Below are 26,427 nucleotides of genomic sequence, written 5' to 3' on the forward strand. Positions count from 1 at the left end.
GGTGCACGCATTTCATAAAATCCTGGTTCTTTCAGCACATACCGATAATATAGAACTGGGATGTGGAGCAACGGTCAATAAATGGATTAACGAGGGAAAAGAAGTGCATTATTTGGCATTTTCCGCGGCGGAAGAATCCGTGCCCTATCCATTCCCGAAAGATCAACTGCGCAAGGAAGCGTTTCAGTCCACAGCCGTATTAGGGATCAACGAACAAAACATTCAAGTTTTGAAGTATCCCGTCAGACGATTTTCCGAGTACAGACAACATATTTGGGACGATATGGTGAAAGCAAAAACTCAAATCCAACCTGATTTGATCATCCTTCCCTGTCTCAAAGATGTCCATCAGGATCATCAAGTCGTCAGTATGGAAGGAATCCGGGCATTCAAGAATCATTCGATATTAGCTTACGAGCTGCCCTGGAATCTGTATTCCTTTAAAAATATGTGCTATTCCTTAGTCGACGATGTTCATAAGGATCATAAATACAAAGCGCTTCAATGCTATAAAACGCAAGAAAACAGACCGTACTTTAATAAGGATTTTATATACGGACTAGCTAAAATGAGAGGCGTACAGGTAAATTATGCTTATGCCGAATGTTTTGAAATGGTCAGGTGGATCATCTAAAGAAGCCCTCCCATGGCAACTCTGCTTTTAAGCAGTTGCTTGGTAGGGCTTTATAGGTAGGATGCCATTCATTTCACGGGTCGTGCCTTCCACTCTTCGGCCAGCATACCATATACCACATGATCTATGAATTGATCGTACAGCCATGCGGATTGACGAGCAATTCCTTCCTCTTTAAATCCAAGCCTTTCCGGCACAGCACGGCTCTTGAAGTTTTCAACAGCCGTGCTGATTTCAACCTGATGCAGGTTCATTTCCTGAAATGCGTGGTCCACAAGGGCCGCGCAAGCTTGGGTTATAATTCCTTTTCCCTGGAATTGCTGGCCCAACCAATAACCGATGGATATATGTTTTTGACGCCAATTGACACTGTTGAATCCGATGATTCCGCAGATGGCGTCTTTATAAAAAATACCTGCTGTGAAGCCTTCATGGTCAGCCCAGTTTCCTGGTTCGGCCTATGAACGATTTCGTATCTTGCGCACTGCGCATCCCATCGACCCACGACAGCCATTCCCGCAAGTTATCGCGATTATGGTCTATTAAATCATAAAGCTCTTGATCATAACGATATTCCAGCAATCTCAACTGCGTAACCTCGTTGATCTGGTACGAAAACATGCTCCTCCCCCCTTCTGCCGCATGCACTTAAGCATCCTTTTGCTGAATCATCCATTGGCGGGTTTTGTGCAGACCTTCTTCCAGCGAATGGGCTGGCTTCATGTGGAGATCCTGTTCCAGGAACGTGATGTCGACGGCCCTGCGATATACTTTATCCACCACTCGTTTCGGCTTATATTCAATCGGATAATTCTCGTGTCCCATGATTTTGCCGATCGTTTCAGCCAGTTCATGAATGCTGACTTCCTTGCCCGTCCCCACATTATATAGCTTGCCTATGGAATCGGGGTGAACGCTTGCCGTGAGGATGGCCTCCATTGCATCGTCGATAAATGTAAAGTCTCTCGTCTGCGTACCGTCGCCGAATATAGGAATCGGCCGCCCATTCTGAACCGCATCAAAGAATAGGGTTACGACTCCGCAGTAAGGATTGCTCAATAATTGGCCTGGACCGTACACATTCGATAATCGAAGGGTCGTAACAGGCAGCTGGTACATATGATAAAACATTTGACAATAATGCTCCGTGGAAAATTTGCTTGCGGAATAAGGCATCGTAATCTGATGAAAGCTCTCGGGGGTCGGTATGACGGGTGCATTGCCGTAAACGGATGCGGTAGAGGTATAAACAAACCTCTTTAAGTTAGGGCAATGGGATTTGGCCTTCTGAAGCAGCAGGAAGCCTCCATACAAATTAGTATCGAAATCTTGTCTTACATCCACGGCCGATAAATACAAATTTCGGCAGGCCAGATGAAAGACCCACTCCACTTTAGGCATAATCTCCTCAAGAAGTTCCTCATTCGTAATACTGCCCTGAATAAAGGTGATTTGGTCCGAGTCAGGCAGAGCACGGGGATTCCCCGTAGACAGATCGTCGATGACATAAATATGTTCAGATCGGGGCAGCAATCTCTTCACCAGCTGCGACCCCAGGAAGCCTGCGCCGCCTGTGACCAGTACTTTTCCAAGCTTCATTCATTCTCCTCCTTACGTTTAAATTGTTTCCTTGTATCGTATTCAACTGGTAGAGAAAATGGAATTCTTTCCATAGCGGAAATCTATTAGATCGGTCGCCTGATGATACCGCGGCTCCGGTTATTCAGCGGTCTGCCTGGAAGATTGGCGTAAAATATCGGCCGCCGCACGCCCCGTGTTAAACAACAAATCCACAACCGATAAATGAGACTCGAACCCTTCGTAGAGCTGCGGGTATGTCGGCGGCGAGAAATCGTAATATTGAAGCGTTATTCCTGCATCCTCAAATTTCTTTGCGTCCTGATATGCCGCGGCGCCTTGACCGGACAAGTAAATATGACCGCCCACCCTTTGTGCGATTTCAATTAATCGCCCATTCGAAGCGTCGCTTAGCGTAAATTCGGAGGTGGAACGGATTTGACAAGGAATTTGCAGCCACCCGGCGATCTGACCAATCAAGGCTTTGTTTAACTGACTCAAGTTTCTCGTATTCATGGTTTCATAGATTTCAAACAGCTTAGGACGGTAAAGCTCATAATAAGGCGCTTTGGCGTAGCACGTGTCAAGCGTTCTCATATGCTTCTCCGCCCAATGACAATCGGCGCACTCGATCTCATCGATGTTCTTGTGCGTGCTTCCATGGATCGGCACAGTCAACCACTGCGCCCCCTGCTGCCCTTTGATTTTATTGCGATTAATGAAGCTGTTCTTGCTGTACTGCACGTTATCCAAGAAAACGAAAATATCCGATTTTAACATTTTGTAAAAATACCCTGTCCAAGGCAAATAGTTAGGTTGATGAACGGCAACCGTGACTTCATGATTCATCCTTTCACCTCCGTTCGTGAACTGAAGCATCCATGCATGGTATTCATCCGGAGACATCGAGGTGAATGATATCGGGGGAGTATATGGGTAAAATTGGTAAATTACTAGTTTTCCCAAGAAATCAAAGGAAAGGGTCATCCCTCAAGCCGTTTGTTGAAACGCTTGAGAGATGACCCTATTCATGTAACTTCTGAAGATTAAATCAGTTCAGACTTCTGGAGAAGCCGCTGAACAATCGCTGCCACCTCTGCCCTTGTGATGTACGCTTTTGGCGCAAGTTGGTCGCTGTTCCTGCCAGACACAATTCCTGCCTGCAAGCAATCGGCAATACTCTGCTCCGCCCACTCTGCAGCGTTATTGGCATCTATGAATGGACGTAACAGTTCTCCAGTCTCCTGGGACGGGAGCTTCGCTTTCAGATCGGTGATTGTCATCGCTTTAGCCATGATCGTCATCGCCTGTTCCCGCGTAATCTTGTCCATCGGGCGGAAAGTGCCGTCTTCAAACCCGCCGATCAGGTTATACAAGTATGCTGTTTGAATAGCCTCGTTATACCAGTCCGATGTTGCCACATCCGTAAATGGAGCGGCTCCGCTCTCCGGCTTCAGCCCCAATCCCCGCACCATGCTTACCGCAAACTCCGCGCGCGTAATATCTTGATCGGGATTAAACAAGCCATTGCCGATGCCGTTAATGACCATCCGCGAACCCATGTCGTTCACGGCATTCTTCGCCCAGTGCTGCTCGACATCCTTGAACATCAGCGGATGCCATACCACGGAATACGTACTGTTCGTCAAGCTGTTCACTTTGGCGTAATATTTGCCGTCGACGATCACGATCTTCGTTGGTACATGCCGAACGATTCCATCCGGTTCAACCACGATTCCCGTCGTGATTTTATTAGGATCTATGCCATCCGGAATGGCAATGGTTCGTTCCACATACGCATTGAACTTGGACACTTCGACCCTGGTATCGCCGTAGATGCCTCTCACCGTAAAGTTGAGCGGTGGGGCGACAATCGTGAACTCTCCTTGAGCCGCTGAGTTCTGGACGATCTTCACCGTCTCTGCTGTAGGTGCGGCAATTTCGATCTGAATCTTGATATCCGGAAGTGCCACGTTCTTCCCGATTTGGTCTGATATTGAATTGATGTTGATCTGCTGCGCTGGCAGCGTGTAGGTCGCCTTCTCCGTTTTGATTTCTAAAACCGCCAGCTTTTGCTCCATGTTTTTGACCATCTGGCCGTTAAGCTCTCCGACTACAACATCAGATTTTGTATTCATCGGAATTGTAATCACGGCACGCTGTCCTTCGATCGAGAGCTTCTCTTCCAGCTTTTTGTGATCAACCGTAATGGTCGTGACCGTTTGCTCATTCACTGTCGTAGTTGCTGCCGTTCCTGCATTCTCCGCCTTGCCATTGACAAGAACGTCAACTCCCGTGTTCGTTGTCTCCGGTGTGCTCGGCGCAGCCGGTATGCCTGGCGTGTACGGCTCTGTCGATGGACTGCTGTCGCTGTCGCTGGACGGCGCCCTCGGTGTTACAGCATTGGAGGCAACGGAAGCCGCACTGCTGCCTGCGCTATTGATCGCTTTTACCGTAAACGTATAGGTCGTTCCATTCGACAGACCGATTATCGTCATCGGGCTTGTTGCTCCTGTGACCACGATATTTCCTGGTGAAGAAGTAACTTCATAACCTGTGACGGGACTCCCTCCGTTGTTCGCAGGAGCCGTAAAGGAAATGGTTGCTTGGCCGTTTCCTGCAGTTGCGGCGATGAGCGTTGGAGCTGCCGGAACCGTTTTGGGCATTGCGCTTACTTCATTGGAGGCATCACTCTCTCCTCCCGGATTGCTTGCTTTGACTACAAAGTAGTAGGTCGTTCCATTGATCAAGCCCGTCACTTCATAGCTGTATACCGACCCTAGAACGGTGGTTACCTCAGTTTCATAAGTTCCTGCATTCACACTTTTGAATATTTTGTAGCCTGTCGAACCATCTACCGGATTCCAAGCAAGACTGACTGTTGCATCACCTGCTGCAACAGGTTGCAATACCGGCGCTCCTGGTGACGGAACTTGTGGAGTTGCACTTACTTCGTTAGAATTTGGACTTTCCGAGCTTCCGTTCAGAGCCCTAACTACAAAGTAATAAGTGGTTCCGTTTGTAAGTCCTGTAATTTCAGTACTGTATACCGATCCGCTTACCGTAGTTGCTTCTGCACCATAAGCGTGGGAAGTTGTACTTGTGAATATTTTATAGCTTGTCGAACCGCTCACTGGATTCCAAGTGAGACGAGCTTGTGCATTTCCTGCCACTGTACTGACTATTGCGGGTGCTCCCGGCGCCGTATTCACCGTCAAGGTTGCGCTGGTCGACGGGAGTGTAAGACCGCCGGATCCGCTCACAACGACGCGGTACGCGTAACCGTTCATTCCTGACGCGGCTCCGGTAATGCTCAGCGTGTCCGTCGCTGCGCCGCTGTACACGCCCGTGTCGGTAAGATTCGTGAAGCCCGTACCTGTGTCCACCTGCCATTGGTACGCCAGACCCGTTCCCGTTGCGGTTACGGAGAAGCTCGTATCGCTGCCTTCGTTGACCGACTTATCGCTTGGCTGACTTGTGATCGTCGGTGCCGTATTCACCGTCAAGGTTGCGCTGGTCGACGGCGTAGACAGACCGCCCGCTCCACTCACAACGACGCGATACGTGTTGCCGTTCATCCCTGCCGCAGCCCCGGTAATGGTCAGCGTATCCGTCGCTGTTCCGCTGTACACGCCCGTGTCGGTAAGATTCGTGAAGCCCGTACCCGTATCCACCTGCCATTGGTACGCCAGACCCGTTCCTGTTGCGGTTACGGAGAAGCTCGTATTGCTGCCTTCGTTGACCGACTGGTTGCTTGGCTGGCTTGTGATCGCTGGCGCCGTATTCACCGTCAACGTCGCGCTGGTCGACGGGAGTGTAAGACCGCCGGATCCGCTCACAACGACGCGGTACGCGTAACCGTTCATCCCTGCCGCAGCCCCGGTAATGGTCAGCATGTTCGTCGCTGTTCCGCTGTACACGCCCGCATCGGTGATATTCGTGAAGCCCGTACCCGTGTCTACCTGCCATTGGTAGCCCAGACCCGTTCCTGTTGCGGTTACGGAGAAGCTCGTATCGCTGCCTTCGTTGATCGACTTATCGCTTGGCTGGCTTGTGATTGACGGCGCCGTATTCACCGTCAAGGTCGCACTGGTCGACGGGGTAGACAGACCGCCCGCTCCGCTCACAACGACGCGATACGTGTAACCGTTCATCCCTGCCTCGGCTCCGGTAATGCTCAGCGTATCCGTGGCTGTGCCGCTGTACACGCCCGTATCGGTAAGATTCGTGAAGCCCGTACCTGTGTCTACCTGCCATTGGTACCCCAGACCCGTTCCCGTTGCGGTTATGGAGAAGCTCGTATCGCTGCCTTCGTTAACCGACTTATCGCTTGGTTGACTTGTGATCGCTGGCGCCGTATTCACCGTCAAGGTTGCGCTGGTCGACGGCGTAGACAGACCGCCCGCTCCGCTCACAACGACGCGATACGTGTAACCGTTCATTCCTGACGCAGCTCTGGTAATGCTCAGCATGTTCGTCGCTGTTCCGCTGTACACGCCCGTATCAGTAAGATTCGTGAAGCCCGAACCCGTGTCTACCTGCCATTGGTACGCCAGACCCGTTCCCGTCGCAGCAACGGTGAAACTCGTATCACTGCCTTCGTTAACCGACTTATCGCTTGGCTGCCCCGTAATCGTCGGTGCGGCGCTCGCATCAGAGGTGGTAAAGGTCTGGTCGTCACCATATATGGTTATTCCGGCACTATTTTCAGCTTTAACACGGTAATGATAAGTGGTGTTAGGCGTCAAGTCCGAGAGAGAATGGGACGCCGTCGTATTGCCGGCATTCGCATAAGCAGGGCTGCCGCTGGTGGCGGAGACACTCGTGCCATAGCTCGCGCTCGTGCCGTATTCGAAACTGACGGTGGTGTCTGTTCCGTTGGCGTTAACCGTTCCGTTCAGCGTCGCGCCTGTGGCGGAAACGCTGCTCGCCGCGTCCGTGCTGACGATGGGAGGTTTTTTGGGATGGCTCCCGATTACGAATTGAGCCACTGACGTAGAGCTGCCAATGTCTCGAGCACCCTTAATGGTAACGTGAATGGTACTGACTGTTACCGATGGTTCGAACGTAATCGTTTTGAAGTTCCAACCATCAAGCTGCTTGTCTTTAGTTGCGTTGTTTACAGTCACCGTTGCGACTGGGATAGAAGAGTTGTCAAACTTCACTTCAAATTTGTACTCTGTCCCTGCAGAAGCATTTACGGTTAGCGACTCTATAGAAAAAACGGTTCCGCTGGTCGCGGGAGCGATGTGAATGGTTCCCTCTCCCGCGATGGATAAATCGTTTGGATCCCCCAAGTAAATCCCGTAACTATCAACGCTGATTTTATTTTTTCCATTGGCATCCAGCCCGGTAAAGATAAAGTTTCCATCGGTTACACTTGTACCGGTGCCATTGATGTTCTCAAACGTGGTGGCGTCGTAGGTCACAGACAAAAGCGCATTATATCCGTCTACAACATAGGGATCTAGACTCGATTGCGCCACGGCCTTTCCTGTCGAAACTTCAAGTATCCAATCTCCGCCCAAAGATGATGAACCTGTGGCATCTGTCGATGCTGCGACAACAGCCCCCGTAATTTCCCCCAAACGATGGACGAAGTGATGACCCACGGTTCCTTGAGCGACATCACATCCGTAAAAGAGTATTTCCCCCTCTTTCTGTAATGACTTGGAGATGGTCCTAAGCTGTGAATCATAGTTGTCCAGGCTCTCTGCAGACAGTATACTGCTGCCCAAAAAAACCTTTCCCGGCGCACCGTGAGAAATAATGGTAACGGCAGCCATGTTGTATTTCACAGCCATAACATCGGCAATCTGTTTTACACCGTCCTGCCCGCTGTCGAGATAGACGACCTCCACACCCGGTCGAACCCCTTCTGCAAGAACCTGCGCGTCCTTAACGTTGGCATCGATAAAGACAATCTCCTGCTGCCCGGAAGAAGCTCCTGCAGGGAGAACAAAGAAGCAACTCATAAGTGCTGCAAGGATTAAAAGTGTAACGACCCGCCTCTTTGACTTGCAGAACGCGGCCGCCCTTTCACTTGCTTTCCATCTTCCTAAACGGTTCATGCATAATCCCCTTCCAGCACTTCATCTGTTCTCGTAAAATTCAATAAATCTCGTTGCTTTGAAGTTCAAGCTTAACGGACAAGCAAATCAATCACTCCCCCACAAATAGACTCAACATGACTGCACCACTTCTTGTTAAAGTCATAATCAACAAAAATATCCTTTTTTCTGACATTTCGACAAGTAGTTCTAAAGTCCTCCTATCGTTCATCTGATTTAATCTAGATTTGATCTTGCCTAAGAATCCGTTAGCCGCATAAAGAAATAAGAAACAAAAAATCCCCTCCCAAGATCGTTGGAAGGGGAAAACTTTTACTCCATCCTATTCATTACCCTTTCGAATATTGACGCATATCGTCGTTGTTGACCCACCGGTCCGAGGTCCAGCCTTCCAGATCGTATTCGCTCATGCATTGGTCAACGAAGCCTTTAAGCTTATCGGCTTCTCCGGTACCCATGGCCATGCCCAGAACTTCCAACCGGATATTCTCATGATTTCCCGTATAATTGCGTTCATAAAGCTCATGCCTGCCCCCGAATTCGCTTCCCATGGCGTCCCACAGCAGCTTGATCAGCTTATTCCGGCTGACGGCATCATAGCCATTCGATCCGCGGAAATATTTATCCAGATACGGCCGAATTTCCGGGTTTTTGAAATCTTCCGTGCTGGAAGGCTGTACGATGAGTCCCCCGGCCACCACATTCTCCACAATATCCTTCACCTTCGTCCACGCCATGCCGCCGAATACGCGGTAGGCCAACGTAGCATCCATGTTAGGCAGCAGGGACCCGTTCGCGCCGGGGGTTGGATCTTTGACAGCCGCCGTAGACAAGGCCCACATCATATCCCGCCAAGCGAGAACTTCGCCCACTTGGACTTGAACGCCGCGGAATTGATTCGTACCTGCCATTTCAATGGCTTTGAGCAGCAAGCCTGACACAAAGTCCAGCTTCACGGCCAAGCGGGTGCTCCCATGCAATCCGGCCCGATTGGAATATCCGGAATGGAGCAAGAACGAGTTGGCCTTCTCCATATCGCGGTAAACCAGCACGTTCTCCCATGGAATGAGCACTTTGTCAAATATAAGTACGGCGTCATTTTCATCAAACCGGCTGGAAAGCGGATAGTCAAACGGCGAGCCTGTAACCGCAGCCGTCATCTCGTAGGAAGGTCTGCACAATAATTTGACGCCGGGAGAGCCCATTTCTACGATGAACGCCAGCGCATATTCCTCTTTTTGCACCGGCACCGGGCCATAATGCGCAACAAACGTATAATTGGTCAGCATACAACCGGTGGCAACCATCTTCGCGCCGCTGACGATGAGTCCGGCATCGGTTTCTTGCTCGACATGGACAAAGACGTCGCCCGCTTCATGCAGCGGTTTATGGCGGTCCACCGGCGGATGAATAAACGCATGATTGAAATACCATACTTTTTCTTGCGCTTCCCGGTACCATCGTACGGCATTGCTTTTGTAGGGGCCGTAAAACTCCGAATCAGGTCCCAGTCCGCCCAAGAACGCGGCTTTGAAATCGGGACTGCGGCCCATGTAGCCGTAACCAAGTCTGGACCATTCGGCTATCGCATCGCGCGCTCCGATCAAGTCGTCGACACTATGACTGGAACGAAAAAACTTATGGGTATACCCCCCTGATCCGGTATCGGTTTCCGTCGTCAGGACATCTTTATACTTCGGGTCATGAAGAGCATCGTATAAGCGGGCCACGCTTCGCGCCGAGTTTCGAAAAGCCGGGTGAGCCCCTACATCCTTAATGCGTTCGCCGTCAAGCCACACTTCCCGCCCATCCTTCAAGCTTTCCAGGTATTCTTGGCCCGTTAAAGGGAGAACGCTTTGGTTCGTTATCATGTGGATGTTTTACTCCTCTCCCTCCGTGTTTAACACGGGGTGGTATCTTCCATGGAGCCTTGCGGTCCGTACCAGATCAGCCCGCTGTCCAGCTCCTGCTCGCTCCATTCGATCGGCTCCCAATCCGGATCGAAAATCAGATAGCCACCGCTGAACAGCTCGAGTCGATGCCCGCTTCCGGGGTCCTTCACATAAAGAAAGAAGGCTTGGCTGATGCCGTGGCGTCCCGGTCCACCCATTTCGAGCGGAATATTGTATTCCCGCAGAATATCGGCTGCACGCAGGATATCCGTCACATTGTCCATATAGTAGGCCAAATGGTGAAGACGGCTGGACTGTCCTTTCGGATCAAGCATGACGCCGATATCGTGAACCAGCGGTGTGACGCTCATCCAGCCTCCGGCCACGAATCCGTTGCTCAAGCGGACTGATTCCCTCATCTTGAAGCCCATGTTGTCGGACAACCACTGATGAACTTCACCCGGATTGGATGTCCACACATTCACATGATCAATGCGGCGGGGCGCGATTCCGTTAGATGGGCGGTACACGTTATTTTTAAGCCGGGATTTCTTGTCCTCCGGGGCTTTCGGTTTTTCGATGTCATAATAAATTTCAAAAGGATAGCCATTAGGCAGCCGGAACCGGATCGCCCTGCCCTGCCCCTTTTCTTCGCCTGGTTCGATCCATTGGATTGGGGTGCCTTGCGCCTTCAATTGTTCTGCGAACAGGTCTACATCACTCGCCTGTTTCGCCCTCCAGGCCATATGGTCCACTCTCGCTTCGCTGCCCGGCGTGAGACTGAGCGTATGATGCTCCCAGTCACCCCAAGCGCGCAGGAACACCGTATCCCCCTGATGGTCAACCTCTTCCAAACCAATCACATCGCGAAAAAACCACAACGACTTCTCCATGTTAGGCGTGACGAGCGCGGTATGCCCCAGTTTTGCAATTTCAGCTGCCATAGTGAACCCTCCTGAAATTTATTTAGTTAATCTTGCAATAAGCCGGCGACTTTACCGACTCCCCTAACGCCCATGCCGCCGTCAGAATGAATAATGGTTCCCGTTACGGTTCTCGAGCGTTCCTTCGAAGCAAGGTACACATAAGCCCAGGCGTGATCCTCCGGCGTACCTACGACCTGCAGAGGCGTGGTGGACCGCATGATGTCAGGAAGATTAGGTACGGCGGCCATCGACATGTGATGCTGCTCCAAGCTTTTTAGCCCTGCCAAATCGGTTATGGTGCCGCCCGGGGCTACTCCGTTCACCCGAATCTTGGGGGCTAATTCATAAGCCAGCTCTGTAATCAAACCGCGTACGGCAAACTTGGAAGCCACATACAGAGGGCCTCCTCCAGCCGGATAAAAGCCCGAGTTGGATACGGTCAACACGATGCTCCCCTCAGTTTTTAACAGCTCGGGCAAAGCTGCTTTCGCGCTGAGCAAGTTGCTTTTGACATTGACGGCGAATAATTCATCGAACGCGCTGCTAATTTTCCCGGCCGGTATATTCGGCAAATCGGCGAAGTAATCCCACACGCCCACGCATACCACCAAAATATCCAACCGGCCAAAAGCGTCTATCGTTTGCCCAACCGCCCGTTCATTATCCTCATAAACGGTAGCGTCTCCTTGAACAGGCTTGACCGAAGCTCCCAAACCCTGCAAGCTTGAAACCTTCTGGGGATTGATCTCCAAAACGGCTACGGATGCTCCTTCCTGAACAAAAGTATCCACCACGCCGCGACCAATGCCGGACCCCCCGCCAATCACCAAAGCAACCTTTCCATCCAACCATCCCATCCGCAAACCCTCCCTCTTCCATATTGTTGCTGCTAGGTATGATGGGCTTTCGATCCAAAAGGAGTTTCCAGAAATTGAGAAAATACAGCTTTTTGCTGCCACGTTATACTTTCAAGCTCCATAGGATCGAGTAAAATTTGATACCCTAGTTTCGGGGAACGAATCTCCAAGCGAATCCCATTACGGGTATTCACCTTGCGTATTGTAACCATGGCAAACTCGTTGGAAATTACCATTTCGCCCTCTTGGTTAAAGGATTCCAATGCCTGTTCCCCCTTATCTACATAAAAAATGACAGATTGTGCGTCGCCAAGGTAGTCTGATCCAGAAGTACCGTGCGTTTCGCCAATTTCCAATTGCCGTCTACCCAGCGCAGAACATCTTGCCGTTTCCCGGACAGGATGTCGAAAGCCGGAGAATCCCCTCGACTGCGGTAAAAAAGCAGATTGGAATCAACCTGCACCTCGCTGTCATTGCCCCCCGGCCGAACCCTGATGTTCGACACGAAATGCCGCGTCCGGGAAGGGGGAATTTCCGCCCAAGCGTATTCGGATTCAAGCCGGTGAACGCGCTTCTCCAAAGTATAGAAAGTATCGTCCATATGGGACATGCTGTCGAGAAAACCAAAGCCTTGCCCCACCTCTTTGGTCACTCGCAGCGGTATCCGGTACACTAAATCATCCGTCATCAGACTGAGCCATTCACGAAAAGCTCCAGTATCCAGCAGATCGGCTTCGTGAAAAAGGAAATTGCAAATTTCCATGTAGCTTTGGTCCTTGATCTCCAGCTTCATACCTTCATCCCCCTTCAAAGGCACAGGACTTATAAACACACTATATCATGAATTTTGTAAGCGATTCCATTTTTTCGAATGATAGTTACGCACGCTCCATGTATTCCAGATACTTGCCATAAAAAGACCGGGAATTCGCTTCAAGATAGGCCTTCGGGTATGCTGTACCCGGGCCCGGCCAATCTGTCAAAGGCTGTATCCCCGACGTCATCCCCATCTGGTAATTCAATAAATGATTTCTTGCCATGGACCCTTTGGCTACCTTGGAAATGCTCCGCCAATTTTCCGTATCGTCCTGTTCCAACGTCCCGGAAGAGCCGAAAGTTAACACGTAACCCCGGTAGGAGGCTTCCTTAAACCAGTCCGGAGCGTCTTTCTCGACTAAAAACCAGGACCAGATTTCGATCTTGCCCGGGCCGATCGGGTTCCACGTCCTCATCGTTAAATAAGGTACCGGGCGCCCGCCCTGCTCTATAATTGCCGGCGCATTGAGCAGACTGAGATTCGGAAACATACCGGCATGCGATGGGAAAAAATGATAATTCTCATTCCCGATCAGCAGCTCGACTTGTTCCGGCTTCAGATTTCTTTTGAGCGATTCCACAATGTTGGGGGGATATCCGTTAAACGATTGCGGAGGCGAGTAAATAAACCCGGCGCCGCCCGGATCGGCATAGACTTGAACGCCATCTTTATGAAAATCGGCATTCGGTCCCGGAAGGACTCCGATTTCAATCGTACTTCGGTGACTCACCCCGGTATGATATCCGTCGCCGATGAAATTATCAGCCCCTAATTTCCAATCGGCATCCACGACCCAACGCTGAGGAGCGCCTACAACCTCCAAGCCCTGCTCGCTCTTTTTCAAATAAATATCCAGGTACCATTTGAACCCGCCCAAATATTCGTCCAGCGATACCGCATCCGGATCCAGACATGCGAAGATCATCCCATGATAAGTATCGTACTTTGCCGCGCTCTTTAAGCCCCATTGGTCCCTATGGAGACCGTCGCCGTACAACTCCTTGCCGTAAGGAACCCCGACAAGATTTCCATTGTTTTTATAAGTCCAGCCGTGGTAGGGACAGCGAAAATGTGAGGTATTGCCCATCTCCACGTTGCAGATCTGCATGCCGCGATGCGAACATGAATTGAACAAAACCTGGACGCCGCCGTTCTCGTCTCGGATCACAATAAAGCTGTCATCCACGATATATCGCACTACATAGTCGCCCGGGTTCGGGATTTCCGATTCATGGCCCAAGAACATCCAGGCTTTCGTGAAAATTCGGTCTTTCTCCAATTCGAATATTTCCGCATCGTTGAAAATATGACTCGGAATCAATCCCTCCTGCAATTTAGAACGGAACAATTCCAAAGCAGCCTCTGCCCGCGATAATTTGCTTTCGTCCGTAGCCATCTTCAAAACTCCTCTCTAAAATTAGATCAAGGGTTTGCAAGCATATGCTTGGCTGGTTATGGAGTCTTCAAAAAGCGAACCGTCGCCTCCGTAAATTGCTCAGGGTATTCCAGCATCACCCAGTGTCCGCAATTGGGCAGCACATATAAGGAAGCATTATCTACGAGGTTGAGAATTTCCCAGGAATCTGCGGCTGGAACGACCTTGTCGTTCTTGCCGTGGATGAGCATGATGTGGTGACGAATCGATCTCAACTCTTCATCTTCATAATACATGCCGTTCTCCTTCACCCATTTCATTGTAGCTTGATAGGCGCGCATCACCTCCGGCTTGGCTGTGAATTTCAAACGGTAATTCACCAGGTCATCACTGATTTCAAAACGGTCATTCGTTAAGGAACGGACGATTTGATGCATTTGATCCCAGCCGTATTCATAATCTTGAAGAGTTAGCAGCGCTTTGCTTTGTTCTCCTTCCTTCGGTCTGTGACGCCCCGCTGATCCAAGCAATACTATTTTTTGAACCAGCTCGGGTCGTTGGATCGCTACACCAAGCGAGGCGGCTCCCCCCATTGAATTGCCAACCAGATGGACCTGCTGTAAATCCAAAGCCTCAATGAAAGCGATTACATGTTTGACCCTATTATCATTCGAGTATTCATAGTTCTGTGGATCGGGGGACTCGGTAGATCCAAACCCTACCATATCCAAGGCGAGTACCCGGTATCCTTCTTTCGCAAACTGCGGCATGAGGTGATTCCAGTTCCCCCATCCGTCAGCACCGGCGCCGCCCCCGTGAATAAAAATGATCGGCTCGCCTTCCCCTACCTCCCAGTAATGGGTGTTCAGTCCGTGAACATGAACATATTTCTCCTGAATAGCTTCCTGCATATTGGGCGCCTCCTATTTCAAGATGATTCAACCGTAATCACTTATCCAAGCTCTGAATTTTCTTCGGCATGTGATCAAGTCAAGGAATCTTCAATACTAACATTTTAGTTTTCCTCCTATTCATTATTTTTCCTATATTTAAGCTGGTTAATTATGTTATTTGCTGCGTTTATTGAATGCTAACATTTTAGTCATGAGTTGTCAATATTTTCTGTTAATTCATTTTGCCGTTTTAAATGGTGGGCGACCCGCACCATATGGTTTTCCATAAGCTGCTTGGTCAAGGCCCCGTTTCCGTCCTTCAGACCGTGGAATATCATCCTGTGCTCGGCAAGGGAACGCTTGATCTGGCCGTCCATGAACAACTGATCCGTTTCCGCCGCATACTCCAGATAATCCCAGTGCTGCTCGACCAAACGCTGAACGTAAGACAAGCCCGAAGCCAAATGGATGGTCCGATGAAATTCCCGGTTCAGATTCGCGTATTCATGCGAGGTCAGTCCGGATTGCTCCATTTGTCCGAGTATAGCCTCTATGGCATCCAACTGTTTTGCTGTGATTCTAAGCGCTGCCCACTCTGCGGTAACGGCTTCCAGCGCCGCACGCGTCAGCAGCCGTTCGAACACTTCCTCTGAAGCGGGCCTGCGGACAAATGCCCCCACCTGCGGCGTAATGGAAACATACCCTTGTTGTTCCAACCGCGTCAGGGCTTCTTGTACGGGCGTACGACTCATGCCCAGCATCGCGCATACATCGTTGACGCTGATCGACTTCCCCACATCCCATGTACGGTCGATGATCCGATCTCGCATATACAAATAAGCCTCTTCTCTTTTCACTTCAAAAACCGCCTTTCTATGACTTAAGGTTTCTCGTATTCCAGCCCGCTTCGGCCTGACCCCTTAAGTGATCCATGTTCTTATTCAGAGGCTAACATTTTAGTATTCACAAATCAACATTTTAGTTATTTTCGCTCGATGGTTTCGAGATTTTCACCTTCGGTTCTGCCTTGTCCCAGCTGAACGTGAAACCTAGAAACTTTCGTTTCCACGGGCGGTCTACCGCGATTTTTGCTTGGTTTACCTTCAATTTCAGCTTCTTTTCAATGAATTGTGTCACGGTTTCCTTAACCCGCTTACCTGCCTTCTACGTCTTCACGTAAATGTTACAGTCATCCGCATAGCGGACAAACCGCAGGTTTCGCTTTTCCAGTTCTTTGTCCAGTTCATCCAATACGATGTTGGATAAGAGTGGACTTAACGGACCGCCTTGCGGCGCACCCTCTTCTGTTGGCTTGACGAGCCCGTTTACCAATACTCCCGACTGCAGGTACTTCCGGATGAGTTTCAACAGCGTCTTGTCTGTTACTCGTTCCGCCAGCCTTGCCATTAGTCGGTCATGATTTACTCGGTCGAAGAATTTCTCCAAATCGATGTCCACCACGATACGGTAGTCATCTTGCATGAATTGTCTCGCCTTCCTTACCGCGTCATGTCCTCGCCGATTAGGGCGAAAACCGTAGCTATGTTCGGAAAACCCAGGGTCGAACAATGGAGTTAATATTTGCGTTATCGCTTGTTGAATGAATCGGTCTGTCACGGTCGGTATGCCTAACAGCCTCGTTCCGCCGTTCGGTTTCGGGATTTCGACCCGCCGGACGGGACTAGGTTCATAGGTTCCGTTTTCTAGGCTTTCGCGAATGGTTTGCCAGTTTTGTTTGATGTGGTCTCGTAAGGTTTTTACGGACATGCCATCCACGCCGTGGCTTCCCTTGTTCTCCTCAACACGATGGAGTGCTGACAGCAAATTTTCCCGTGACAATAATGGCTTCATCATTCCCTGGTACGCTCCTTGCGTGAATTGTTCTTCTGTTCATGTCGCGCGTAAGCTCGGCCCTTCCGAGTACCCTCACGTATTCACCGTTACTTTCCTCGGATAAGCCCTTTCGGGTTGTCTGCTTTCACTGCTTACACTCGAAATTCCAGTCGTTCAATTCCTATTTCATGTTCGGCCCTTCCGCTTCCTGTCGTCACAGCTTGCGTACTATGACCTCTGCTGACGTCTGTAAATTCAGCGTGCTTTTTTCAAACACGTTTACAGCTTAAACGCTGCTTATTTACAGACCTCCCCAGGTAAGAACGCTATCTTCCTTTCCATCTATCTGCTTCATTTACTCTCGTACGCCTTCGGCAGTAAGGGCTTTGACTTGTTTAGCAGTCTCCTCCAACGTACGCTAGCCTTATATGAAGTTCGTGTTCCTCAGACCGGAGATTTGCCGCCGGCTTCCTTCAGATTCCACCTCACGATGGACACCCTTGCCTTGAGCTATGGCTACTACTGCCTTCGCCATTCGGGACTTGAACCCTAAAGATAGCGCCCATGCTGGGCTAGAGTGAAGGACTGAATTAAATTCAGCCCCTCCTCATCAAACCGTACGTGAGGTTTTCCCTCATACGGCTTTCCGATGTTCGTCATTCATGTGCATGCGATTTACAACAGCGTTTTTAGTCCATGCATTTGGCTTAACGTTTTTACTTCATATCCGGAGCTACGCCAGCGATTGCGCTGGCGTTTCTTTGCATACCACTTGGTTAGCCGTGTGCGGATGTACCAGTCTAGCTTAGACATCCATCTGGAACTGTACGGCGTTGCATAGTAGTTCTTCCAGCCTTGAATTCTCAGGTTCAACCAGTCCACATGTTCCTGAAACGAGATATGCCGCATTTTAGGCGGTGCAAGCCGTTCCTTAACCACTTCCCGAACATGTTTCTCCGCCTTTATGCAGAGCCATTGCTGGGTCGTGTAGTACACCCGGTTCTGCCTCGTTTCGGCTTTCGTTTTCCGGTGGTGCATACCGAGGAAATCGAATCCTTCTTCCCCACTCCACAATCCCACTATTCGCGTTTTCTCCGGATGCAGGGTCAGTTCCAGCCGCTCCATAATCGTTTGAATTAGCTTGTAAGCATGAAGCGCGTCCTTCCTTGTCTTGCATACGACGACAAAATCGTCCGCATAACGTGTCAGTTCCCCGACTTCTTTGCCATGCTTCTCCCACAGACGGTCGAAGTAGTTCAGGTAGATGTTCGCCAAGAGCGGCGAGATGACCCCGCCCTGCGGCGTGCCCAAGTCGGAGCGTCTCACCGTTCCTTCCTCCATCACCCCTGCCCCGAGCCATTGCCGAATTAGCTTGAGAATGCGTCTGTCGCTGATGCGCATTTCCACCAGTTTCATCAACTTCTCTTGGTTAATGTTGTCGAAGTAACCTTGGATGTCGACGTCGACCACCCAATTGCCTTTGCGGTTGCATGCCTTGCGAATTCGCTCCAGTGCTTGTTTTGCACCTCGCTTCGGACGAAAGCCGAATGAGCATTCCTGAAAATCGGCTTCAAAGATCGGCTCTAGTACGATTTTGGTTGCCATTTGTACGACGCGGTCTTTTACTGTTGGGATGCCGAGCGGACGTTTCCGTCCGTCTTTCTTTGGAATGTAGTGACGGCGTACAGGCTGGGGACGGTAGGATTTCTTCATGAGTCGTTCTTGGCATTCCGCTAGGAATCGGTCTTCACCGATCGTTGCTATGTCCCCCATGGTTTCTCCGTCGATGCCCGCCGCTCCCTTGTTTGCCCGCACCCTGTGCCACGCTTCTTCCAGCACCTCCAAGCGATGGACTTTGTCGTACAGCGCATGGAACTTTCTGCTTTTGCTTATCTTGGCAGCATGACCTAGCTTCTCTTGGAGTTGTTGAACTTTTTCCTTTGGTGTTGTTAGCCCTTTGGCATTCACTCACTCGTACCTCCTTGAGAAGCTTGAACAAAGCAGGGCGCCTTCCCTCCCGCAGGTTGTGTTGTCCTGCGTTCTTAGGTACTATTCGCCCCTCGGACTCCCTTCCTGCAGATGGCTCACTTCGCCTTTTGGCTTATAGAACATCTCGTTACGAAAAAAAAAACTTTCCGTGCATGGGAGGGTCTCCCCAGTTCACTGCATCTTCTTTCATACCATGCCGATCCCTCTACGCCGGAGGATTCTTCGCTGCCGCTCCAAGATCTAGACAGCTTCCTTGGCCTTCGTCGATATGCGCACGACTCGGCTTCCTCTTTTCCCTCTTGCAAGGCCTTTTTGACGACGCGGCAGGATTCACTTCATGTTACGGCCTGGTCTGTTGCTCATTCTGTCTCTGACAGAACTTCCGTCGATACGCTTTTACGCACAGTTTTCGCCATACGCAAGTATCCAAGCTACGCGGGGACTTGGCTCCTCCCGCGACCGGACTTTCACCGGCTAGAAGATGCGTGCCTCTGGGCACGCCGCACTAAAAAAGCGATTCTCCTGTCATGAGAACCGCTGCTTCACCTTATTGTATTTCCAGAAAGCGTAACATTATAAAAAGCACTCGAGCCGACAAACTTTACCTTAAGAATCTCAACCCCTAGCACATTAACGGTAACTGCAAAATATTATCGTCTATGCTGCTTACGCGAGTGGGTTATTTCGAGTCGATCTGCCCCGAATAAGTTTCGTTCATGAATCGGACATACGGCCCTCCAATTTGTCTGGAACCCAAATGATCTATTGGAGATACTCTACCGCTGCTTTTTCGATAGCCAGTCCCTTTGCGTACCTTTGCATAAACACTTCGAAACCTTCCACGTCCTTAGGCTGAGGTGACATCGTCTTGCCTGCTTTTTTAGCGAATACTTTCCGGCTCAAGTAGTCCTCTAACGTCTCGTTGTCCGCTTTGTTGATCATGTAGGAGGCCAGCAGCGCGATCCCCCATGCTCCACCTTCCCCTGCGGTTTCCATAACGGAAACGGGAACATTCAAAGCAGCCGCCATCATGCTCTGTCCTACACCCTCGGTCTTGAAGAATCCGCCATGTCCCAAGATTTCCTCCAGCTTCACGCCCTCCTGTTTGAGCAGTATGTCCATTCCGATTTTTAACGCGCCCAATGCTGTAAACAAATGGACTCGGATGAAATTGGCCAAGTTGAATTTGCTGTCGGATGAACGCACAAACAATGGACGGCCTTCTTCAAAATGAGTGATGTGTTCCCCCGAGAGATAGCCGTAAGCCAATAAGCCGCCACAGTCCGGATCCCCTTGAAGTGCCAAGTTATACAGCGTGCCATATAATTGATTCCGATCCGCATGAAAACCCATTGCTTTGGCGAACTCGTCAAACAATCCTACCCATGCATTAAGATCGGAAGAGCAATTATTGGAATGGGCCATTGCGACCAGATTGCCGGTAGGTGTGGTGACTAAATCGATCTCGGGATACACTTTGGACAATTCTTTTTCGAGTACGACCATGGCAAAAACGGAGGTTCCGGCAGACACGTTACCTGTACGTCGGGCAACGCTGTTGGTTGCAACCATGCCTGTTCCGGCATCTCCCTCCGGCGGACAGAACGGAATACCGGCTTTTAGCTCTCCCGTAACGTCCAGAAGCTTTGCTCCTTCCTCTGTGAGAACGCAGGTATTTTCACCTGCCACCAATACTTGGGGCAAAGTATCCTCTAGTTTCCACGGAAGGTTGTGGGCTGCAATCAATTCATTGAATTGATTGATCATTTTTGCATGATAGGTTTTCGTATGCAGATCGATTGGGAATACACCGGATGCTTCCCCAATGCCCAGCACCTTTTGTCCTGTCTCTTAAGCCCCAAAATTACCTTTGAGTCTATTCTCCTTATCCACTACAATATGAATTAACAAAAGTGGAGGGATCAAAGATGCAGCGCAAGAGTTACAGCATAGAATTTAAACAGCAGCTCATCCAAGAAGCCTTAGAGGCAGGCAACGCAAGCCAAGTTGCCAGACGACATGGAATCGACGGGAAAATGCTATCCCGCTGGATTCGTCAATCGAAACAGACAAGTTGGAAAAACGCATCACCCGAATCCAAAAAAGTTACAGCCTACACCCCAACACCCAAAGAGTTTCAAGCGTTAGAGCAGGAAAACGATAAATTGAAAAAGCTGTTGGGCGAGAAGGATTTGGAGATTGCGATTCTTCGTGATCTCGTAAAAAAGGTGAATCCCGCCTATCAGACAAAATAGAGATCGCCGACACATGGATTGCGCGGGGATATAAAGCTGCAGTGGTGCTGCGAATCGTCGGCGTTAGTGAAGCGACGTACTATTACCGGAAGAAATATTTCAAGCACGAGCGGGTGTATAATGGTGGACGGCCAATTCCTGGTTTTTCCTTGGATCATAAGCAGCGTCCCGTCAGCGATGAGCAGATCAAAGAATGGCTGATGGAGCTTATTGCCGGGGAAGAAGCGACTTACGGTTACCGTAAATTAACCATATGCCTGAAGCGACAGTATGGGCTGCTCATTAATAAGAAAAAAGTATACCGACTGTGTCGGGAACTGGGCATCCTGCAGCCACAACGCCGAAAGCGAATACAATATCCCCGAAAGCTGGCGAACAATCGTGAGATCCGCGCTTCGAATCAGCTTTGGCAGATGGACGTGAAATACGGCTATATTGAAGCACAGCAGCGCTTCTTTTTCTTGCTCAGCCTTATTGACGTCTACGACCGATCGATTATCGACTACCATATGGGCCTCTCTTGCGAAGGGAAGCATGCCGCGCAGATCCTGCAGAGAGCGTTATGGAAGCGGCGGCTCTTTGACAAAGACCAGCTGCCAGTCGTTCGTACCGATAACGGCCCGCAATTCATCAGCCATGCTTTTGAAGAAGCATTCCTGAAGTATCGTGTAGAGCATGAATGCGCATATAGAAGCGTTTCATTCCATTTTAGAACAAGAGTGTCTCTCTAGGCATGAATTTGAAAGTTATCAGGATGCATACCGTATCGTATCAGACTATCTCTTGTTTTATAATCAGCGGCGGATCCATGGCAGTTTGTATGATCTATCTCCGCAGGAGTTTCATCAAGCTGTACATCAGCAAACCGTTAAGCCGATTGTGATTAAGGTATGACGGATGGACAAAGCCCTTTACATGGAGAGGCGGGCATGATAGGCTTGTTAGCCTCGCGATGCATGGGTTGGTTATCCGAATCGCCCTATCGCGAAAAATCATGCCCGCTGGAGGCCTCCATGTCAAGGGCGGCAACAACGCATATCAATGAGAAACTGCGTAATCGTGAGAATAAGGGTATAAGGCTCTAAAGTTACGGGGTTAAATCGGTCGTAGCAAAAGATAGCTCATATCTTTATTCCGAAAGGATTGGTACATGGGCAGTCAGAATCTCTAAAATATCGTTTGATGTAATATATACATGATGTTCTGTTTCGTAATGTTCATACATGCCATATGTCTCTTCATTCAGCCACTTTATATACTCTGAGGATTCCACTTTAAATATTGACCACTCTTTATAAAAACTATCTCCATAATTTTCAGACAAGATGTTTAGTAATTTTAGCCTTCTTCCTTCGTCCGTATTACGGAATGAAAAAACTGATTCATATCTTAATTCAAAGTCTGCATTAGAAGCTAAATCCCTTAATCTTATAAGGATACCATTCTCATCATACAAGAAGCTTATGAAATCAAGTTTTTGCGAGATTGTATCAATGGGATTCCATTTAATCCACTTCTCCACCTATTATCAACTCCTTTTTATGCTATTCACCGTACCTTATCTTAGTGCTATTTTTTGTTGCTCTTTCGTAAATTTCTAATGTTGCTTGTGAGGCTTTATCTGTACTAATTGTCCGAACATTGATAGTTTTAATAATATCCCCTGCTTCATCTAGTATATCACCTTTGAATCCGTTAGTTATTGAACTTATATTTTGCAATCCCAAGCCTGCAAAGTCTTCTAATGCTCTATCATATCCACCTGTTTGCCTGTATAGCATAGTCCCTGCTTTTTTGCTTTCGAAAGTAGCAGAACTTATTACATTATCCAACGATTTAGATACGAAATGCCTAGAATTACTAAGAAGTTCAGCTGTAATTTCGACCTCTCTTGAAACGGTCCTATATTTATTGGCTAGATTAACAGCTAATCTTCCACCTTTAATCAACTTTCCTACAGGAATAAAGCTTGCTGCGGCAAGACTTCTCTCAAACATTGACGAGTTCGGGTCACTTACCGTATTTATATCATCTACAATAGCCCATTGTGCCACTGCTTTTGTAGCTGTATAAACCTCGTTGTCAGTTACTGTATACCACAAATCTTGGGCATAAGAACCAACTTGTCCAAAGTAATTGTTGCACCAATCTGTACCCGCCCCACCGAAACCACATACATTATGACCTGTTGGGTCTGTATAGCGAAGAGGATTATTCCATCCATAAGTATAAAGATTAAGCGACAACGGATTATTAATTTCCCCTTCATAGCTATCCTAGTTAATAAACCGACCTAATTCCAATGAAATGGGCGGAGACTGTTTGTACAATCGCCGCCCGACTCTATGATTATATCATGCCGCTTGGTTACTGGATACTACTGGAATTACGTATGCCGCCTTCGTTCGCATAAGGTAGTGTATCACGTTGACTAACTTCCTCATGATGCAGACAATGGCTTGCTGTTTGGTCTTTCCTGCCGCCATCCTCTGCTCATAGTAAGCATGGAAGTACGGGTTACGCGGCTCTTTCTTGGTACGTGTTACTGCTATCTGACGGATAGCTAGGGCTTTGATAATGTCATGCAGTTCGCGGTTGCCCTGCTTGCTCTTATAGTTCCGATGCTTATTTCCTGAACCTACTGCGATTGGGGCGATTCCTGCGAATCGTGCCAACTTGTCAGGGCTTGAGAAACGGTGAATATCTCCAATCTCTGCAACCAGTTCAGCCGCCGTAACTACGTCTATGGTTTCCAGTTGGAAGCCCAGTTCCTTCATCAGACCCCCGATTTCCTCCTCGACTCGCTTCAATTCTCGTTGGCTAAAGCGGATGTTCTTGACCAATCCTCTGACGATAAAGTCCCGTTTTTCTTGGAAATCTCTTGTCGTATCTCCATCAGCGGTGATTAGGGATAGAATCTGTTCAGCCTTCTTGGTAGAAAGCCCGTTATTGCTCAGCTTGCGGAGGTACTTCGCCAATTCTTCCGCCCACACGCCTGTCAGGTGCTTCGGAGAAGGATACTTATGCCAAAATGCCAATGCCGTTTTACCGTCTATCTCGGAGAAGAACGCCTTGTAACTCGGATAATGGTAGCCCAACTGCTGATGAAGCCGCTTGACCATGTTCGTCAGGTTCTTCGACTGCCACTTCCGGTGTGTAACAAGCTGACTGATTGCCCAATACAGGTCAATCGGCTTCGCATCCGGCAGGTTATGCAGTTCGTCCCGTAAAACCTTGGCTACACATTCAGCATCCCAACTATCGGACTTCTGAATGGTAACATGGCTCTTTCGTCTTGCATTGGCTAGCTTGGCATTGACTTCCTTGACCCAACAGCCGCTTTCAGTCAGATATACCGCCAATGCTCTACCGAAGCCGCCCACATCCTCCAAGCCGTAGACTACCGACATTCCCTTCTTAACGTGCTTCTTGACCTCTTTGACAAGCTGTAGGAATGCGGTGGGCTTGTTGTCGAACTTGATTTCACCTAACTTCTGATTCCAACAGTTGATAAATACCGCCGTATGATGCTGTTTGTGCAGGTCTACGCCCACGTAAATCAATTTGTCTTGTTGTACCATGTTGGTTCACTCCTTGTTGGTTGTATTGAATGATTACTGATGGGTTGAAATTGCATCCTCGGCACAAGTTGACACTGCTACAAAGATACGTAAGCATAGTTTCAGCCTATGAGTAACCACCCAATCGGATGGTCAGGAACATTTCGAAAAATCCAAGTCGCATCCTCAGTTCGAGCGGACAAAAGCCGCAAAGACACGTTAGCGAATCATAGATTTCCGTATATGTTCCGTTTAGATGATTGCTTTGTGAAGCCCCTCGGCTTCAATGCCGCCGTAGCGGTAAAGCCCTTGGTAGAAGTCTCTGCGGTCTAATATCCGCTTGACCTGTACCTTCGTGAACAACTTGCCTTGCTGTGTGGTAAAGCCTTCCTGATTCAATACTGACGCTAGTTCAGATAGCGTCCATGTCGGGTTCTGTTCCCGTATGTCAAAGAGCCGTTTTACTGCTTGGGCTTGCTTGTCATGCACTTCGATTACTTTATGTCCTTTGCTTGCTTTGTATCCGAACGCCGCCCGACCTCCGGCATAGCCGCCTTGCTGTGCTTTCTTGTTACGTCCTCGGCTTAGCTTCATGCTGATTTCAAGCCGTTGGTAAGCATCAAGCAGTTCCATCAATCCGTTAATCAGGAAGTCGGATGGGTCTTTCTTGTAGATGGAGTATGTCGGCTGTTCGATGCTTTTCACATCCACCCCATGTATCTTGAACTCCCGATGAACCAATACCTTTACGATGTCAGACCGCCATAAACGGCTTGTATTGAGTACGACAACTGCATCAATGGATTGGTAGAGAGGGCGGCTAACATGCTCTGAAAGCCAATTCTGTCCACTTCAAGCGTATGTTCATCAACTTTCGCCCCACTAATCCCCTCGTCTGTAAATACATAGAGCAAGTTCCATCCTTGCCGCTCACAATACGAGCGTATTTCGTCTTGTTGGAAGGCTAAGCTATAACCGTCTTTCGCTTGTCCTTGTGTTGATACTCTGACATAACCGATGACTTTCATGCTGTTTCCTCCCCATCGTTACGATAATTCAGATCAATGTAACGCCTAGTAGATACAATACAATTATATATCGACTAGACGATACATTCAATCACTTTTATTAAAGTAGTAGAGGACGTATAATGGAGGAGAATTATTGCTTAGAGAGAAGGTTGATTATGCCCGTTGTCGTGAAACTTAAGGAAATATTAGCTGAAAGAAATATGTCGCAACGGGAGTTAGCTAGACTCACCGGACTACGACCAAACACCATCAGCCATTTATGCTCAAATGGAGTCGATAGAGTACATCTTAGTACGTTTGAGATTATCTGTAAGACGCTCAATATCGAACTTCATGAATTGATTGTCATGGAAGATTAATAGCCTACAATGTTACTGAAACTTTACTAATCACGCCGCCCAGTACAGCACACGGCAAGGTAATTACTTCTTCCCATTGTTCCGCCGCCAAACCGTCAAAATCCAAGTTAGGGCGAAGCCGCATTTCTTGTTCAATCTGCTTACGATAATGGTAGGTTACCTGCCTTTGTTCCAACTCGCCGCGCATCATACCTTGAACTCTTTGTAATACTTTGGGTTTTATCTTCTCTGACTCGGTTACCTGAGCACAAAGGTAAAGCCTGCTGAACTTGGGCGGAAACTGAACAAGAGTATCAAGCGGTATTTTTTCATCCGGCACGTAGACGATTTCAACTCTCGTCAAATCGCCCTCGACAA

General features: G+C 49.0%; 22 protein-coding genes and 4 pseudogenes. 5 read left to right on the forward strand and 21 right to left on the reverse strand.

What is annotated here, in order from left to right:
* The first annotated feature begins 1 nt into the window (after position 1).
* Positions 2-634, forward strand: coding sequence for a PIG-L deacetylase family protein (locus JMF85_RS27520; protein ID WP_201319364.1), 633 nt, complete (start codon positions 2-4; stop codon positions 632-634).
* Positions 635-702: 68 nt separating this feature from the next.
* Here JMF85_RS27520 and JMF85_RS28290 read toward each other — a convergent pair whose 3' ends face one another.
* From JMF85_RS28290 to JMF85_RS27595, 16 genes and pseudogenes are all read right to left on the reverse strand, one after another.
* Positions 703-1,047, reverse strand: coding sequence for a GNAT family N-acetyltransferase (locus JMF85_RS28290; protein ID WP_308645046.1), 345 nt, complete (start codon positions 1,045-1,047; stop codon positions 703-705).
* Between the two features lie 22 nt (positions 1,048-1,069).
* Positions 1,070-1,255, reverse strand: a complete 186-nt coding sequence (locus JMF85_RS28295) for a hypothetical protein (protein ID WP_236596024.1) — start codon at positions 1,253-1,255, stop codon at positions 1,070-1,072.
* A 27-nt stretch (positions 1,256-1,282) separates the two neighbouring features.
* Positions 1,283-2,233, reverse strand: coding sequence for an NAD-dependent epimerase/dehydratase family protein (locus tag JMF85_RS27530; protein ID WP_201319365.1), 951 nt, complete (start codon positions 2,231-2,233; stop codon positions 1,283-1,285).
* Positions 2,234-2,353: 120 nt separating this feature from the next.
* On the reverse strand, positions 2,354-3,061 hold the full coding sequence (locus JMF85_RS27535; protein ID WP_201319366.1) for a WbqC family protein: 708 nt from the start codon (positions 3,059-3,061) through the stop codon (positions 2,354-2,356).
* 197 nt (positions 3,062-3,258) lie between these two features.
* Positions 3,259-8,283, reverse strand: coding sequence for a DUF4347 domain-containing protein (locus JMF85_RS27540; RefSeq protein WP_201319367.1), 5,025 nt, complete (start codon positions 8,281-8,283; stop codon positions 3,259-3,261).
* 329 nt (positions 8,284-8,612) lie between these two features.
* Positions 8,613-10,154, reverse strand: coding sequence for a 4-hydroxyphenylacetate 3-hydroxylase N-terminal domain-containing protein (locus JMF85_RS27545; RefSeq protein ID WP_155614401.1), 1,542 nt, complete (start codon positions 10,152-10,154; stop codon positions 8,613-8,615).
* A 29-nt stretch (positions 10,155-10,183) separates the two neighbouring features.
* Positions 10,184-11,119: a VOC family protein gene (locus JMF85_RS27550; RefSeq protein ID WP_127610298.1), complete on the reverse strand. Its 936-nt coding sequence runs from the start codon at positions 11,117-11,119 to the stop codon at positions 10,184-10,186.
* A gap of 26 nt (positions 11,120-11,145) precedes the next feature.
* Complete coding sequence (gene hcaB, locus JMF85_RS27555) at positions 11,146-11,958, reverse strand: 3-(cis-5,6-dihydroxycyclohexa-1,3-dien-1-yl)propanoate dehydrogenase (RefSeq protein ID WP_054798428.1); 813 nt, start codon at positions 11,956-11,958, stop codon at positions 11,146-11,148.
* Positions 11,959-11,990: 32 nt separating this feature from the next.
* Complete coding sequence (locus tag JMF85_RS27560; protein WP_236596025.1) at positions 11,991-12,221, reverse strand: hypothetical protein; 231 nt, start codon at positions 12,219-12,221, stop codon at positions 11,991-11,993.
* A gap of 17 nt (positions 12,222-12,238) precedes the next feature.
* The gene (locus JMF85_RS27565) at positions 12,239-12,751 is read right to left on the reverse strand and encodes an aromatic-ring-hydroxylating dioxygenase subunit beta (protein ID WP_196426876.1); all 513 of its coding nucleotides are present in this window, start codon (positions 12,749-12,751) and stop codon (positions 12,239-12,241) included.
* An 85-nt stretch (positions 12,752-12,836) separates the two neighbouring features.
* Positions 12,837-14,171: an aromatic ring-hydroxylating dioxygenase subunit alpha gene (locus JMF85_RS27570; protein ID WP_127610294.1), complete on the reverse strand. Its 1,335-nt coding sequence runs from the start codon at positions 14,169-14,171 to the stop codon at positions 12,837-12,839.
* Positions 14,172-14,227: 56 nt separating this feature from the next.
* Positions 14,228-15,061, reverse strand: a complete 834-nt coding sequence (locus JMF85_RS27575; RefSeq protein WP_201319368.1) for an alpha/beta fold hydrolase — start codon at positions 15,059-15,061, stop codon at positions 14,228-14,230.
* Between the two features lie 191 nt (positions 15,062-15,252).
* Positions 15,253-15,900 (reverse strand): GntR family transcriptional regulator, encoded by a 648-nt coding sequence (locus JMF85_RS27580; protein WP_127610289.1) that lies wholly within the window; start codon positions 15,898-15,900, stop codon positions 15,253-15,255.
* A gap of 136 nt (positions 15,901-16,036) precedes the next feature.
* A pseudogene (gene ltrA, locus JMF85_RS27585) lies at positions 16,037-16,897 on the reverse strand (group II intron reverse transcriptase/maturase); the annotation flags it as partial.
* A gap of 654 nt (positions 16,898-17,551) precedes the next feature.
* A complete protein-coding gene (gene ltrA, locus JMF85_RS27590) occupies positions 17,552-18,844 on the reverse strand; it encodes a group II intron reverse transcriptase/maturase (protein WP_201319369.1) in 1,293 nt (430 codons plus the stop codon).
* Between the two features lie 783 nt (positions 18,845-19,627).
* A pseudogene (locus tag JMF85_RS27595) lies at positions 19,628-20,713 on the reverse strand (FGGY-family carbohydrate kinase); the annotation flags it as partial.
* An 80-nt stretch (positions 20,714-20,793) separates the two neighbouring features.
* Between JMF85_RS27595 and JMF85_RS27600 the strand changes: the two are divergent.
* The 3 genes from JMF85_RS27600 to JMF85_RS28730 are packed head-to-tail and all read left to right on the forward strand — an operon-like array spanning position 20,794 to position 22,014.
* A complete protein-coding gene (locus JMF85_RS27600) occupies positions 20,794-21,120 on the forward strand; it encodes a transposase (protein ID WP_201319370.1) in 327 nt (108 codons plus the stop codon).
* Between the two features lie 41 nt (positions 21,121-21,161).
* Complete coding sequence (locus JMF85_RS27605; protein WP_201319371.1) at positions 21,162-21,851, forward strand: DDE-type integrase/transposase/recombinase; 690 nt, start codon at positions 21,162-21,164, stop codon at positions 21,849-21,851.
* On the forward strand, positions 21,796-22,014 hold the full coding sequence (locus JMF85_RS28730; protein WP_201319372.1) for an IS3 family transposase: 219 nt from the start codon (positions 21,796-21,798) through the stop codon (positions 22,012-22,014). Before JMF85_RS27605 ends, JMF85_RS28730 begins: the two co-directional genes overlap by 56 nt.
* 235 nt (positions 22,015-22,249) lie before the next feature.
* Here the strand turns inward: JMF85_RS28730 and JMF85_RS27615 are convergent, their stop codons facing one another.
* The 4 genes and pseudogenes from JMF85_RS27615 to JMF85_RS27630 form a co-directional block, all read right to left on the reverse strand.
* Positions 22,250-22,642 (reverse strand): hypothetical protein, encoded by a 393-nt coding sequence (locus JMF85_RS27615; protein WP_201319373.1) that lies wholly within the window; start codon positions 22,640-22,642, stop codon positions 22,250-22,252.
* A 22-nt stretch (positions 22,643-22,664) separates the two neighbouring features.
* Complete coding sequence (locus tag JMF85_RS27620; RefSeq protein ID WP_201319377.1) at positions 22,665-23,366, reverse strand: RHS repeat-associated core domain-containing protein; 702 nt, start codon at positions 23,364-23,366, stop codon at positions 22,665-22,667.
* Positions 23,367-23,474: 108 nt separating this feature from the next.
* Positions 23,475-24,701 carry an IS110 family RNA-guided transposase gene (locus JMF85_RS27625; protein WP_201319374.1) on the reverse strand — a complete coding sequence of 409 codons (1,227 nt, stop codon included), beginning with the start codon at positions 24,699-24,701 and terminating at the stop codon, positions 23,475-23,477.
* A gap of 231 nt (positions 24,702-24,932) precedes the next feature.
* Positions 24,933-25,708, reverse strand: a pseudogene (locus JMF85_RS27630) (recombinase family protein).
* Positions 25,709-25,866: 158 nt separating this feature from the next.
* Here JMF85_RS27630 and JMF85_RS27635 point away from each other — a divergent pair.
* Positions 25,867-26,070 (forward strand): helix-turn-helix domain-containing protein, encoded by a 204-nt coding sequence (locus tag JMF85_RS27635; RefSeq protein WP_201319376.1) that lies wholly within the window; start codon positions 25,867-25,869, stop codon positions 26,068-26,070.
* 4 nt (positions 26,071-26,074) lie between these two features.
* On the opposite strand, the pseudogene JMF85_RS27640 reads toward JMF85_RS27635, so the two are convergent.
* A pseudogene (locus JMF85_RS27640) lies at positions 26,075-26,427 on the reverse strand (replication initiation factor family protein); the annotation flags it as partial.

The organism is Paenibacillus sp. EPM92 (assembly GCF_016586185.1).
Lineage (GTDB): Bacteria > Bacillota > Bacilli > Paenibacillales > NBRC-103111 > Paenibacillus_G > Paenibacillus_G validus.

Bases quoted from the DNA above. Each gene is read 5' to 3' on its own strand.
- JMF85_RS28295 (WP_236596024.1), bottom strand. From the start codon at position 1,255: ATGTTTTCGTACCAGATCAACGAGGTTACGCAGTTGAGATTGCTGGAA.
- JMF85_RS27530 (WP_201319365.1), bottom strand. From the start codon at position 2,233: ATGAAGCTTGGAAAAGTACTGGTCACAGGCGGCGCAGGCTTCCTGGGG.
- JMF85_RS27535 (WP_201319366.1), bottom strand. From the start codon at position 3,061: ATGAATCATGAAGTCACGGTTGCCGTTCATCAACCTAACTATTTGCCT.
- JMF85_RS27540 (WP_201319367.1), bottom strand. From the start codon at position 8,283: ATGAACCGTTTAGGAAGATGGAAAGCAAGTGAAAGGGCGGCCGCGTTC.
- JMF85_RS27545 (WP_155614401.1), bottom strand. From the start codon at position 10,154: ATGATAACGAACCAAAGCGTTCTCCCTTTAACGGGCCAAGAATACCTG.
- JMF85_RS27550 (WP_127610298.1), bottom strand. From the start codon at position 11,119: ATGGCAGCTGAAATTGCAAAACTGGGGCATACCGCGCTCGTCACGCCT.
- hcaB (WP_054798428.1), bottom strand. From the start codon at position 11,958: ATGGGATGGTTGGATGGAAAGGTTGCTTTGGTGATTGGCGGGGGGTCC.
- JMF85_RS27565 (WP_196426876.1), bottom strand. From the start codon at position 12,751: ATGAAGCTGGAGATCAAGGACCAAAGCTACATGGAAATTTGCAATTTC.
- JMF85_RS27570 (WP_127610294.1), bottom strand. From the start codon at position 14,171: ATGGCTACGGACGAAAGCAAATTATCGCGGGCAGAGGCTGCTTTGGAA.
- JMF85_RS27575 (WP_201319368.1), bottom strand. From the start codon at position 15,061: ATGCAGGAAGCTATTCAGGAGAAATATGTTCATGTTCACGGACTGAAC.
- JMF85_RS27600 (WP_201319370.1), top strand. From the start codon at position 20,794: ATGCAGCGCAAGAGTTACAGCATAGAATTTAAACAGCAGCTCATCCAA.
- JMF85_RS28730 (WP_201319372.1), top strand. From the start codon at position 21,796: ATGAATGCGCATATAGAAGCGTTTCATTCCATTTTAGAACAAGAGTGT.
- JMF85_RS27625 (WP_201319374.1), bottom strand. From the start codon at position 24,701: ATGGTACAACAAGACAAATTGATTTACGTGGGCGTAGACCTGCACAAA.
- JMF85_RS27635 (WP_201319376.1), top strand. From the start codon at position 25,867: ATGCCCGTTGTCGTGAAACTTAAGGAAATATTAGCTGAAAGAAATATG.